This is a genomic window from Stenotrophomonas lactitubi, assembly GCF_002803515.1.
GTDB lineage: Bacteria > Pseudomonadota > Gammaproteobacteria > Xanthomonadales > Xanthomonadaceae > Stenotrophomonas > Stenotrophomonas lactitubi.
On sequence record NZ_PHQX01000001.1, the window covers coordinates 1,420,133 to 1,432,648 of the forward strand.

Here is a 12,516-nt window from a genome sequence, read left to right on the forward strand (position 1 = left end):
GACTCACCTGTTCGGGCGGCGCGCCAGCCAGCGGTCCAGCTCGGCAGCGAACAGCTGGCGGTCGCGCGCGCCCAGAGGAGGCGGTCCGCCGGTCTGCACGCCCGAGCCACGCAGCTCTTCCATGAAATTGCGCATCGACAGCCGCTCGGCCATGTTGTTGGGGGTGTACAGCTGGCCGCGTGGGTTCAGGGCCACCCCCTTCTTCTCCAGCACCAGGGCGGCCAGCGGGATGTCCTGGGTGACCACCAGGTCGCCGGCGGCCACCCGCTCGACAATGGCGCTGTCAGCCACATCCAGTCCCTGCGGCACCTGGATCGAACGCAGCCAGCGCGAGGGTGGGGTGCGGATCCACTGGTTGGCGACCAGGGTCAGTTCCACACCGACCCGTTCAGCGGCGCGGAACAGGATGTCGCGAATGACGACGGGGCAGGCGTCTGCGTCCACCCAGATGCGGGGGAGCAGGGGTTCAGCTCGGGTTTCAGCTTCAGTCATTTACCCAGTGTAGGGTAGGAAAAACCTGAATGGGGGCCCGGGTTTAGCCTCGATCTGGTGCAACCCCTTGCCCTGCCTAGGGACCGGCCATTTGTCGCTGAATATCAAGGCTATCGCTTTTTGCTCAAAACACGCGTATCGTCTGGCCCACTGTGTTTGCTAGGGTCACCGTGAATCGTGGCCTGGTGCAGTTGATCTCACGATCCGCTCATCGATCCGCTTTACCAACGCCTGCAACTCAGTCTCGGCCCCGATACCCGGTGGCTGCGATTTTTTTCAACATGTGTTTCAGGAGTTAGTAAATATGTCTGATCGTCAGACCGGCACTGTCAAGTGGTTCAACGACGCCAAGGGCTTCGGCTTCATCACCCCGGAAAGCGGCCCGGACCTGTTCGTGCATTTCCGCGCGATCCAGGGCACCGGCTTCAAGACCCTGCAGGAAGGCCAGAAGGTTACCTTCGTCGCCGTCCAGGGTCAGAAGGGTATGCAGGCTGACCAGGTGCAGGCGGTCTAATCCGTCTGCTACCGTTTGGTAGCCAGAACGCCGGGAGCGAAAGCTCCCGGCGTTTTTCGTTATGGGCTTCCTGTAGCGTCGAGCCAGGCCCGGCTCTACAAAGGGCATGCACCCGGCACGGTACGATGCAGGCCTCCCCAAGGATCGTCCCCATGCGCATCGTCCATCATCTGGAAAACTCCCGTTCGCTGCGCGTGCTGTGGATGCTGGAGGAGCTGGGGCTGGACTACGAGCTGCGCCGCTACCCGCGCGACCCGAAGACGATGCTGGCGCCGCCGGAACTGCGCCAGGTGCATCCGCTGGGCAAGGCGCCGGTGCTGCAGGATGGCGATCTCATCCTCGCCGAATCCGGCGCCATCCTCGACTACCTGGTTGACCGCTACGACGTGCAGCGGCAGCTGTCGCCGTCGCCGGTGCCGGCCGACGGCAAAGAGCGCATCGACTACCGCTACTGGCTGCACTATGCCGAAGGCTCGGCGATGCCGCCGATGCTGCTGACGCTGGTGATCAGCCGCATCCGCAGCGCGCCGATGCCGTTCTTCGCGCGGCCGATTGCCCGCAGCATCGCCGACAAGGCCGAGCGCGGTTTCGTCGGCCCGCAACGACGCCTGCATCTGGACTGGATGGAACGGCGCCTGGCCGAAAGCCCGTGGTTTGCCGGGGAGCGCTTCACCGCCGCGGACATCCAGATGAGCTTCCCGATCCAGGCAGCGGCCGCACGCGGCGGCGGGCTGGACGACAAGCCGGCATTGCGTGGCTTCCTCAAGCGCATCGGTGAGCGTCCGGCCTACCAGCGTGCCGAGGCGCACGGTGGGGCATTGCAGGCCCTGCGCGGCGATTGAGGACGGCCATCCTCGCCCCCATGCTGTGCTCATGGATACCACAGCTCCCCAGTTCGACAACCGCCTGCTGAATCTGTTGCCGGGCGATCCCGAGTCCGGCCCGCGCCGGCGCGAAGTGCTGGGTGCGGCGTGGTCGCCGGTGATGCCGACGCCTGTTGCAGCGCCGGTGCTGCTGGCGTGGTCGCCGGAGGTTGCCGCGCTGCTCGGGTTCGATCCTGCGCAGGTCGATGATGAAGGCTTCGCCCAGGTGTTCGCTGGCAACGCGCTGTATGCGGGCATGCAGCCGTGGGCGGCCAACTATGGAGGCCATCAGTTCGGGCATTGGGCCGGGCAGTTGGGTGATGGTCGCGCCATCTCGCTGGGCGAGTTGATCGGCGCCGATGGCAGGCACTGGGAACTGCAGTTGAAGGGCGCCGGGCCCACGCCGTACTCGCGCGGCGCCGACGGCCGTGCGGTGCTGCGCTCGTCGATCCGCGAGTTCCTGTGCAGCGAGGCGATGCATCATCTCGGCGTGCCGACTACCCGCGCCCTGTCGCTGGTGGGAACCGGCGAGGACGTAGTGCGCGACATGTTCTATGACGGTCATCCGCGCGCGGAGCCTGGCGCGATCGTCTGCCGGGTATCGCCCTCGTTCCTGCGTTTTGGCTCATTTGAACTGCCCGCTTCACGTGGCGAGACCGCACTGCTGAAGCAGATGGTCGACGCCTGCATCGCCCGCGATTTCCCGGAACTGAAGGGGCAGGGCGAAGCGCTTTATGGCGACTGGTTCGCACAGATCGCCGTGCGTACCGCAGAGATGATCGCGCACTGGATGCGCGTCGGTTTCGTGCATGGGGTGATGAACACCGACAACCTCTCGGTGCTCGGCGTGACCCTGGACTATGGCCCGTATGGCTGGGTCGAGGACTTCGATCCGGACTGGACGCCGAACACCACCGATGCGCAGGGGCGTCGCTATCGTTTCGGCACCCAGCCGCAGGTGGCGTACTGGAACCTCAGCCGTCTGGCACAGGCGCTGTCGCCGTTGTTCGCCGATGTGCAGCCGCTGCAGGCAGGGCTGGCCGCCTACCAGGCGACCTTTGTCGCCTGCACCCGTCGCGATGTGGCGGCCAAGCTGGGTCTGGCAGCGGCCGACGATGCCGATCTGCAGCTCTACCAGCGCTGGCAGCAGCTGATGCAGGACGGTGGCATGGACATGACCCTGGCATGGCGTGCGCTGCTGCGCATCGATGCCAATGCACCCGATGCGGGGGTACTGGCCGAAGTCTTCTACGACCCCGAGCGGCAGCACGCGGTGCAGGAACCTCTGCAGCAGTGGCTGCAGGATTACGCGGCCCGACTGCGTGCCGATCCACTGTCGGCACCAGAGCGGTTCGCGAAGATGGGCGCAGCCAATCCGCTGTATGTGCTGCGCAACTGGTTGGCACAGGAAGCAATCGACCGCGCCGAGCAGGGCGACCTGGGCGGTGTGCACGCCCTGCAGGACGTACTGCGTGATCCGTACACCGAACGCCCGCGGCTGGAGCATTACGCCGGCAAGCGCCCAGCGTGGGCAGACAATCGCGCAGGCTGTTCGATGCTGTCCTGCAGTTCCTGAGGGTGGGTTTTGGCAGGGCTGCGCCCTGCACCTGCAGAGGCCAGGTCAACAGCCAGAGCAAAAGCTGGATTCCGTGGTTTGGCGGGGCGGTGTCGGAGTGCGGGGGCGCCGCAAGTACGTCCTTGTAGGCTTGGCAGCCGCTTGCTCGTGTGCGCGCTCCTGCGCACACGGCAAGACCGGGGTTGGGCAGGACGCCCCGCACTCCGACACCGCCCCACCTCCGACAGATTCCCGCTGCTGTGGGTAGGTGTCGACCTTGGTCGACACGGTAGATCCACGCCATGCGTGGATGCTCTTCGTTCAATTCTCGAAATATTCGATTTCGATAGAGATTCATCCACGCATGGCGTGGATCTACTGGCTACCGGCAAACTGTCGAAGGCGGGGCACTGTGGGTTTGCGGGGTGTGAGCCGCATGGATGCGGCGACCAAGCCTCCATGGACGGATTCACGGCGCCCCCGCAGACCCACAGTGCCCCGCCATCCCACGGAATGCACGCCGTTGCTGTTGCTTCGGCTGTTGCTGCTGCCTCTGCAGGTGCCGGGTGCAGCCCGGCCGAACCGCTCAACAGGCAGCCGGCGCCCGGAACAGGTACCCTATGCCGCCATCAGACAACCGAATCGCCATGACCGACGCCATCGTCGCTCCGCAGTGGGCCTCGCGCCTGCGCGACATCGCCGACTTCCCCAAGCCGGGCATCCTGTTCAAGGACATCATGCCGCTGCTCGCCCACAGCGAGGACTTCCGTGGCGCGATCGCAGCGATGGCCGATCGCTGGCGCGGGCAGAAGCTGGACGCGGTGGTCGGCATCGAATCGCGTGGCTTCATTCTGGGCGCGGCCATGTCGCTGGAACTGGGCGTCGGCTTCGTGCCGGTGCGCAAGCCGGGCAAGCTGCCGGGCAAGGTGCTGCGCGAGGAATACACCCTGGAATACCGCAGCGACTGCATCGAAGTGCATGCCGACGCGCTGCCCGCAGGTGCGCGCGTAGCGATCATCGATGACGTGCTGGCAACCGGCGGCACGCTGGTTGCTGCGTTGTCGCTGGTGCGCCGCCTGGGCGTGGAAGTAGTCGGCGCCGGCGTGCTGGTCGAGCTGGACGGCCTGGGTGGCCGTGGCCGCTGGGAAGCGGATCTGCCGCTGCACACCGAACTGGTGTTCTGATTCCGGTAGCTGCCAACCTTGGTTGGCACCGCGTGGATGGGCCAACCAAGGTTGGCCACTACCAGGTCAAGTCGCTGCCAACCGTGATTGGCAGCGCTCCTTCAATCACATCATCCGCACGCGGAACCGTCGGCCCTTGATCTTGCCGGCTTCCAGCTTCGCCACCGCCTTGTTGACCTGCTCGCGGGCGATAGCCACATAGGAGCGGGTCGGGAAGATCGCGATCTTGCCGATGAACTTGGCCGACAGGCCGGCGTCGCCGGTGAGTGCGCCGAGGATGTCGCCCGCGCGCAGCTTGTCGGTCTTGCCGCCATCGATACGCAGGGTGCGCATCGCCGCCTGCGGCAGCTCGGCCGGGCGCGACGTCGCCAGCGGCGTTTTCTGCCAATCCAGCGGCTCGCCGCGCTGCGCTTCGATGGCGTCGGCGCGGTTCTTTTCGCGGCCTGCCACAAGGCTGATCGCCAGGCCACTGGCGCCGGCACGACCAGTACGGCCGACACGGTGCTGGTAACTCTCGACGTCGGTCGGCAGCTCGTAGTTGATCACTGCTGCCAGCTCTTCCACATCCAGCCCGCGTGCGGCGACGTCGCTGGCAACCAGCACGTTGCAGCTGCGGTTGGCCAGGCGCAGCAGCACTTCCTCACGGTCGCGCTGCTCCATGTCGCCATGCAGGGCGAGCGCGGAGAAGCCGAACTGCTGCAGCGAGTTGGCCACTTCGTCCACGTCCTTGCGGGTGTTGCAGAACACCACGGCCGATTCAGGCGTGTACTTCAGCAGCAGGCCGGCCAGTGCCTTCTGCCGGTGCGCCGGTTCGACCTCGCAGAACAGATGACGGATGGCCGGCGCCTGATCAGCGCCTTCCACGGTCACTTCCACCGCATCGCGCAGCAGGTCGCGGGCCATGGCGCGAATGGTGTCGGGGAAAGTGGCCGAGAACAGCAGGCTCTGGCGATCGCGGTGGGTACGGCCGGCGATCTCACGGATCGGCTCTTCGAAACCCATGTCGAGCATGCGGTCGGCTTCATCCAGCACCAGCGTACGCACGGCGCCCAGATTCAGTGCGCGCTTGCGCGCCAGTTCCTGCACGCGGCCGGGCGTGCCGACCACCACGTGCGGATCGTGGCTTTCAAGCGACGCCAGCTGCGGGCCCAGCGGCGTGCCGCCGGTCAGCAGCAGCAGCTTCAGGTTGGGGATGCCGGTGGCCAGCTTGCGGATCTGCTTTGCCACCTGGTCCGCCAGCTCGCGGGTGGGGCACAGCACCAGCCCCTGCACGCGGATCAGGCTGGGGTCGATGGACTGCAGCAGGCCCAGGCCGAAGGCAGCGGTCTTGCCGCTGCCGGTAGGGGCTTGGGCAATGACATCGCGGCCATCAAGAATGGCGGGCAGGCTCTGCGCCTGGATCGGCGTGAGGGTGGTGTAGCCGAGGGCATCCAGGCCGGGCTGCAGGGCCGGGCTCAGCGGCAGGGTCGAGAAATCAGTCATGGCGCATTGTACCTGTGCGCGCGGCCGGTCCCGCCGTCGTTCACGATTGAGGGGGCGCCCGGTAGCGGCCGACCTTGGTCGGCACCTCGGCCGAACGTCCCCTCAACCCAGCCCCAGGGCCACCAGCCGATCAGCCATCGCCTGCAACTGCTCCGGGGTGGCTGGCTTTCCAGCGGCCCTGGGTTCCAGCAGCAGCTGGTGGAACCACGGGTTGGCGTGCTGCGTGTCGAAATTGAACGCACAGCTTGCCTGCTCGCCCATCACCGCCTGCACGATCCCGATCAGCGTGTCTTCGGCTTCATCGACATTGCCCGGCCCATAGCGATCATCCAGCAGGCGCAACGGGATCGGCAGCAGGGTGGGAGATGCGGGCATGCCTCAAGTCTAACGATCCACGTTGGACAGGAGCAGGAGGAGACTCAGGCCGCGTCAACATGGAACTGGATCAGGCCGCAGTGCAGGCACTCGAACGTGTAGAAACCGATATCTCCACCGGGCGCGTAGTCGCTGACCAGCTCCGACCAGAGTATTTCGTCGGCGCTATTGGCCGCGCACCATGCCGCGATGGTCGTTGCCGAGGCCTGACTCACCTGTTCCATGGTGGCGTCGCCCAGGAAGCGGCAGACATCGCTGCAATGTGCCAGCCATTTTTCGCCTTGAAAACTGACATAGCCTGGCGTGCGCAGGGACAGCTCTTCCAAGGCGGTTTCGGGCACTTCTTGGTCGACATCCAGACTGCAGGCAAATGCCACATCCAGTGCCGACGCTGCACGGCCATCGGCAATGCACCAAGGGCAGATCTGCTCTGAATAATCTTCGCGCCCTGCGTGGATGGCATCGCGCAGGTACACGTATCCACGCGCTTGCTGGCAGACCCTGCAGGCAGCCGAGGACGGCCCCACGTTGCCCGTCGCAACCGGGTCCGGGTGGTAGCGGAAGTTTGGAAAGTCATTGATGCTCATGGCGTCCATCCAGTGCAGCGCAGGGGACGTTCTTGTACGACCTGCGGATGGTCCAGGCAAGCTGGGAGGGTCGCTCAGCCCAGCACCGCCAGCACACCCTGATGGATCGCCAGGCCGCCGAACAGCAGCCAGCCGAACAGGATCAGCGCCAGCAGCAGCGGCTTCAGACCGGCCTGACGCAGGGCCGAGACGTGGGTGGTCAGGCCCAGTGCGGCCATCGCCATCGCCAGCAGCACCGTATCCAGCTGCACCAGCGCTGCCTGCAGCCCGGCCGGCAGCAGGTGCAGCGAATTGAGGCCGGCAACCGCCACGAAACCGAACGCGAACCACGGCACCACGATCCGGGCCTTGCCGCCGTCCGCCGCCGCCTTGCCGCCGCGCGCCAGCCACAGCGACAGCGCGATGAGGAACGGTGCCAGCAGCATCACCCGCACCATCTTGGTGATGACAGCGGTATCGGCGGCCGGCTCGCTTACCGCGCGTCCGGCGGCGACCACCTGCGCGACCTCGTGCACCGTCGCGCCGGTGAACAGGCCGTACTGCTGTGCGTCCATCGCCAGCCAGCCATGTGACTGCACCAGCGCGTACAGCGCGGGATACAGGAACATCGCCAACGTGCCGAACACCACCACCGTCGACACCGCCACCGTCACCTGCGCAGCACGGCCGCGCACCACCGGTTCGGCGGCCATGACGGCGGCCGCACCGCAGATCGCGCTGCCGGCACCGATCAGCATGGCGGCCTCGCGCTCCATCTTGAACACCCGCACGCCCAGCCAGCAGGCCAGGCCGAAGGTGCTCGCCACCACCAGTACGTCCATCAGCACGCCGGCGATGCCGACGTGGCCGATGTCCTGGAAGGTCAGCCGCAGGCCGTACAGCACGATGCCCGCGCGCAGCAGCCAATGCTTGGAGAAGCCGACGCCCGCCGCGCTGGCAGGGGCCAGCCGTGGATAGAACGTGTTGCCGACCACGATGCCAGCGACGATCGCCACGGTCAGCGCGCTCAGGCCGTGCGCCTGCAGCCAAGGCAGCTCGGCCAGATACAGCGAAGCGGCCGCGACCAGGCCGACCAGCAGCAGGCCGGGCAGCCGCGGCTGCCAGCGCTGGCGCAGGGCGGGCAGGGACCAGGAGGAGAGAGCAGGGGCGTTCATGGCAGTGGAAGGGTCTGGAGAGGCCATGCCAGCGTGCGCTCGCCACATTGACCTGTAAAACGAATAATATTGGTGAAAATTACCTATGTGGCAGGTTGAATGTGCGCCTGACCCTTCGCCAGCTGCAGGTCTTCGTCGCCATCGCCGATCACGGCAGCACCACGGCCGCCGGCCAGGCCATCGCCCTCTCGCAATCGGCCAGCAGCGCCGCGCTGCAGGAACTGGAGGCGCATTTCGGCACGCCGCTGTTCGACCGCATCGGCCGTCGTCTGGCGTTGAACGGCCACGGCCGGGCGTTGCTGGAACCGGCGCGCGCGCTGCTGGTCAATGCCGCCGATCTGGAGCGGCAGTTGGCGGCGGGCGGTGACCCGGCCCAAGGCGCACCACTGCGGCTGGTACTGGCGGCCAGCACCACCATCGGCAACTACCTGCTGCCGCCGCGTATCGCCGAACTGCTGCGGCAGGCGCCGCAGGCCGAGGTCGATCTGCGCATCGACAACAGTGCAGGCGTGGTGGCGGCCGTTCAACGGTTGGACGTGGATGCAGGATTGATTGAAGGCCCATGCCACGAACGCGGACTGCAGGTGACCGCCTGGCAGCAGGATCCGCTGGTGATCGTGGCAGCGGCGGATGCGCCTCCGCGCTGGTCGCTGGATGAACTGCGCGCAGCGCGTTGGCTGCTGCGCGAACCCGGTTCAGGCACCCGCGAGGCCGTAGAACAGGCATTGCTGCCGTACCTGCACGGCTTCGCACAGACCCTGCAGCTGGGCAATACCGAAGCCATCAAGCAAGCCGCCATCGCCGGTCTCGGCCTGGCCTGCCTGTCCCGCCACGCGCTGGAAGAACCGCTGGCCCTGGGCCGCCTGCGCATTCTGGAAACCCCGCTACCCGCCCTGCAGCGCACGCTGTGGCTGGTACGCCACCCCGGCAAGCGATGGTTGCCGGGCCTGCAGGCGTTGTTGGGGGAAGTGGAGTAGTCCGCCGCAATCCAGTCGATTGCATCCATTGATGGATCCTGCAGCGATCATCCACGCATGGCGTGGATCTACGTGTCGACCAAGGTCGACACCCACCAAGAGCAGGCCATGCCATTCCGACAGATCGCGGGAAACTGTCTGAGGCGGGGTGATGTGGGGCTGCAGGACCGTTGGCGCCATGGATGGCGCCATCGAGCCCCCATGGAGGGGTTTACGGCGTGTCCTGCAGCCCCGCCATCCCACTGCAAGCCCGCTTCAGGCTGTTGCTGTTGCTGCGGCCGTTGCCCCGCGGGTGCCGGGCGCCGCCCGGCCAAGCCCCGCAACCCGCTACAATGGTCGGATGCCTCTGATTACTCTGCAAAACGTCGACTTCAGCGTCGGCGGCCCCCTGTTGCTGGAAAAAGCCGAACTGTCGATCGAACCGGGCGAGCGTATTGCCCTGATCGGCCGCAACGGCGCCGGCAAATCGACCCTGCTCAAGTTGCTGTCTGGCGACCACAAGCCCGATGACGGCGAAGTGCGCGTGCAGCAGGGCGTGCGCGTAACCCGCCTGGAGCAGGAAGTGCCGCATGGCGCCGCCGGCAGCGTGTTCGACGTCGTCGCCGACGGCCTGGGCGAACTGGGCCAATGGCTCGCCGAATTCCACCACCTCAGCCACGCCGACGTGTTCGATGGCGAAGCGCTGGGCAACGTGCAGGCGAAGATCGATGCCGCCAACGGCTGGGGCCTGGATCAGCGCGTCAGCGAGACCCTGACCAAGCTCGACCTCGATGGCGAAGCGGAGTTCGCGCGCCTGTCCGGCGGCATGAAGCGCCGCGTGCTGCTCGGCCGTGCGCTGGTCTCCAGCCCCGACCTGCTGCTGCTGGACGAACCGACCAACCACCTGGACATCGAAGCCATCGACTGGCTCGAAATGTTCCTCAAGAACTGGAACGGCAGCGTGGTCTTCGTCACCCATGACCGCCGCTTCCTGCGCGCGCTGGCCACCCGCATCGTCGAGATCGATCGCGGCCAGGTCACCAGCTGGCCGGGCGACTGGGCCAACTACGAGCGCCGTCGCGAAGAACGCCTCAACGCACAGGCGCAGGAAAACGCGCGATTCGACAAGCTGCTGGCGCAGGAAGAAGTGTGGATCCGCCAGGGCATCAAGGCACGCCGCACCCGTGACGAAGGCCGCGTGCGCCGCCTGAAGGCGATGCGCAACGAGCGTTCGGAGCGCCGCGACCTCAGTGGCAACGTCAAGATGGAAGCGGCCCAGGGCGTGAGCTCGGGCAAGAAGGTCATCGACATCAAGGACATCTCGTTCGCCTTCGGCGATCGCACGATGGTCCGTGATTTCTCCACCACCATCCTGCGTGGTGACCGCATCGGCCTGATCGGCCCCAACGGCAGTGGCAAGACCACGCTGCTGAAGCTGCTGTTGGGCGAGCTGCAGCCGCAGAAGGGTGAAGTCAACGCCGGTACCAACCTGCAGGTTGCGTACTTCGACCAGTACCGTGCAGTGCTGCGCGAAGACTGGAGCGCGATCGAGAACGTGGCCGAAGGCCGCGATTTCCTCGAGTTCAACGGCAAGCGCAAGCATGTGCACGCCTACCTGCAGGACTTCATGTTCACCCCCGAGCGCGCGCGCGCGCCGATCACCCGCCTGTCCGGTGGCGAGCGCAACCGCTTGCTGCTGGCCAAACTGTTCGCGCAGCCGTCCAACCTGCTGGTGATGGACGAACCGACCAACGACCTGGACGTGGAAACCCTGGAGCTGCTGGAAGAGCTGCTGGGCGAATACAACGGCACGTTGCTGCTGGTCAGCCATGATCGTGACTTCATCGACAACGTGGTGACATCCACCCTGGTGATGGAAGGCGATGGCGTGATCGGTGAGTACGTGGGCGGCTACAGCGACTGGCAGCGTTACGCGGCCAGCGTCGCTGCCGCGCCTGCGGTGGTGTCCGCGGCCAAGTCCGCTACCGCTGCGCCGGTGGCGGCTGCGGAACCGGCTGCGCCCAAGCGCAAGCTTGCCTACAAGGAAGCGCGCGAGCTGGAGCAGTTGCCCAAGACGATCGAAAAGCTCGAAGGCGATGTCGAAGGCCTTACTGCAGCGATGAACGATCCGTCGTTCTACACGCGCAGCAGCGCCGAAGTGACCGCGCACACCCAGCAGCTGGCCAAGGTGCAGGCCGAACTGGATGCCGCGTACGCGCGCTGGGAAGAGCTGGAAGGCTGAGGGCTGATCGGCGCCCGGGTGCGCCGATTGCTGTAGAGCCGAGCCCATGCTCGGCTCCTGGAAGCCAAAGCAGCCGAGCGCAGGCTCGGCTCTACAGAAGAACAGCGGAGCAGGGCGCGGCTACGGATGCGAGGGCGCCGTGGCGCCCATCAATCATTTAACCCCGTGCAGATCCCGCAGCTGGCTCGTGCGGCTGCCAAAGTACGCCGCCAGATCGGCGATGTCCTGATCGCTCAGGTCCTTCGCCTGCGGTGTCATCAGCGCATGCTGGCGGTCACCGGCACGGTAGGCCTGCAGCGCGTGCGCCAGGTAATCGCCATATTGCCCACCCAGCTTCGGGTAGGTCGGATCGATCGGCGCATTGCCGTCGGCACCGTGGCAATCGATGCAGCTCTGGCTGGTGGCCTTGCTCTTGACCTTGGCGCGGGCCTCACCGGCGGCTTCACGCCCGGCAGGCAGGCCAGCGGATGAAGACGATCCGTGCTCGCCGCTGGCATGGCCGGGATCGCCGGCGGATTTCTCGCTGTTCTCCACCTGTGACTGCGAGCAGGCCGCCAGCAGCAGGGCGACGGACAGGGCGATGGCGTGACGCAGTGGATGCGCGGCTTTCGACATGGGCGGGCCTTACTTGACGGTGGACAGGTAAACAGCGAGATCGGCGATCTCCTGTTCGCTGAAACTCATCGACTGTGCCTGCATCGTGGGATGCCGGCGCTTGCCCTGGCGGTACTCGGTCAGGGCCTGGGTCAGGTACTGCTGGGTCTGGCCACCGATCTTCGGTACCCGGTAACTGGGGTAGGCGTTCTTGTAACCGGTGATACCGTGGCAACCCTGGCAGGTATAGGCCAGCACACGGCCATTGTCGAAACTGCCGGTGGGCGTGGCGGCCGCCGGCACAGGGGCCGTAGCCGGTGCCGGGGTGGGTGCTGCAGGAGCAGAAGCAGGAGCGGGCTGTGCGGCGGCCCCGAGGGGCAGGAGGACGGCCAGAGCGAGACAAGCGGCGAGCGGCTGCGGGCGCATGGTGTCTTTTCCGGGGATTCGGGTCTGGTCGTTCCGGCGTGGGGTACGGAACGACCCGAGTATAGCCTCAGGTTTCATCTAGCTGAAATGGG

At 66.2% G+C, this 12,516-nt stretch carries 13 protein-coding genes; 6 read left to right on the forward strand and 7 right to left on the reverse strand.

Annotated features, from left to right (window positions below; translation table 11 throughout):
• Positions 1-3: 3 nt before the first annotated feature.
• Positions 4-492 carry a YaiI/YqxD family protein gene (locus CR156_RS06925; RefSeq protein WP_049466875.1) on the reverse strand — a complete coding sequence of 163 codons (489 nt, stop codon included), beginning with the start codon at positions 490-492 and terminating at the stop codon, positions 4-6.
• 304 nt (positions 493-796) lie between these two features.
• Between CR156_RS06925 and CR156_RS06930 the strand changes: the two genes are divergently transcribed.
• The 4 genes from CR156_RS06930 to CR156_RS06950 all read left to right on the forward strand — a co-directional run bounded on the left by CR156_RS06930 (position 797) and on the right by CR156_RS06950 (position 4,608).
• Positions 797-1,006, forward strand: a complete 210-nt coding sequence (locus tag CR156_RS06930; RefSeq protein ID WP_025875108.1) for a cold-shock protein — start codon at positions 797-799, stop codon at positions 1,004-1,006.
• Between the two features lie 152 nt (positions 1,007-1,158).
• Entirely contained in the window at positions 1,159-1,848 is a 690-nt protein-coding gene (locus CR156_RS06935; protein ID WP_100552295.1) for a glutathione S-transferase family protein, read from the forward strand.
• Positions 1,849-1,879: 31 nt separating this feature from the next.
• Positions 1,880-3,445 carry a protein adenylyltransferase SelO gene (locus CR156_RS06940; RefSeq protein WP_100552296.1) on the forward strand — a complete coding sequence of 522 codons (1,566 nt, stop codon included), beginning with the start codon at positions 1,880-1,882 and terminating at the stop codon, positions 3,443-3,445.
• Positions 3,446-4,071: 626 nt separating this feature from the next.
• Positions 4,072-4,608, forward strand: coding sequence for an adenine phosphoribosyltransferase (locus tag CR156_RS06950; RefSeq protein WP_100554089.1), 537 nt, complete (start codon positions 4,072-4,074; stop codon positions 4,606-4,608).
• A 105-nt stretch (positions 4,609-4,713) separates the two neighbouring features.
• Here CR156_RS06950 and dbpA read toward each other — a convergent pair whose 3' ends face one another.
• The 4 genes from dbpA to CR156_RS06970 form a co-directional block, all read right to left on the reverse strand.
• Complete coding sequence (gene dbpA / locus CR156_RS06955; RefSeq protein WP_089240500.1) at positions 4,714-6,090, reverse strand: ATP-dependent RNA helicase DbpA; 1,377 nt, start codon at positions 6,088-6,090, stop codon at positions 4,714-4,716.
• Positions 6,091-6,192: 102 nt separating this feature from the next.
• Positions 6,193-6,465 carry a hypothetical protein gene (locus CR156_RS06960; RefSeq protein ID WP_100552297.1) on the reverse strand — a complete coding sequence of 91 codons (273 nt, stop codon included), beginning with the start codon at positions 6,463-6,465 and terminating at the stop codon, positions 6,193-6,195.
• A 44-nt stretch (positions 6,466-6,509) separates the two neighbouring features.
• Positions 6,510-7,052, reverse strand: coding sequence for a CbrC family protein (locus tag CR156_RS06965; RefSeq protein WP_165376907.1), 543 nt, complete (start codon positions 7,050-7,052; stop codon positions 6,510-6,512).
• A gap of 74 nt (positions 7,053-7,126) precedes the next feature.
• Positions 7,127-8,206 carry a YeiH family protein gene (locus tag CR156_RS06970; protein WP_100552299.1) on the reverse strand — a complete coding sequence of 360 codons (1,080 nt, stop codon included), beginning with the start codon at positions 8,204-8,206 and terminating at the stop codon, positions 7,127-7,129.
• A 101-nt stretch (positions 8,207-8,307) separates the two neighbouring features.
• Between CR156_RS06970 and CR156_RS06975 the strand changes: the two genes are divergently transcribed.
• Both CR156_RS06975 and CR156_RS06980 read left to right on the forward strand, forming a co-directional pair.
• On the forward strand, positions 8,308-9,183 hold the full coding sequence (locus CR156_RS06975) for a LysR substrate-binding domain-containing protein (protein ID WP_100554090.1): 876 nt from the start codon (positions 8,308-8,310) through the stop codon (positions 9,181-9,183).
• A 340-nt stretch (positions 9,184-9,523) separates the two neighbouring features.
• Complete coding sequence (locus tag CR156_RS06980; RefSeq protein ID WP_100552300.1) at positions 9,524-11,404, forward strand: ATP-binding cassette domain-containing protein; 1,881 nt, start codon at positions 9,524-9,526, stop codon at positions 11,402-11,404.
• A gap of 153 nt (positions 11,405-11,557) precedes the next feature.
• Here the strand turns inward: CR156_RS06980 and CR156_RS06985 are convergent, their stop codons facing one another.
• Together CR156_RS06985 and CR156_RS06990 are read right to left on the reverse strand one after the other, a co-directional pair.
• The gene (locus CR156_RS06985; protein WP_099821251.1) at positions 11,558-12,019 is read right to left on the reverse strand and encodes a c-type cytochrome; all 462 of its coding nucleotides are present in this window, start codon (positions 12,017-12,019) and stop codon (positions 11,558-11,560) included.
• 9 nt (positions 12,020-12,028) lie between these two features.
• Positions 12,029-12,424 (reverse strand): c-type cytochrome, encoded by a 396-nt coding sequence (locus CR156_RS06990; protein ID WP_100552301.1) that lies wholly within the window; start codon positions 12,422-12,424, stop codon positions 12,029-12,031.
• Between the last annotated feature and the right edge of the window lie 92 nt (positions 12,425-12,516).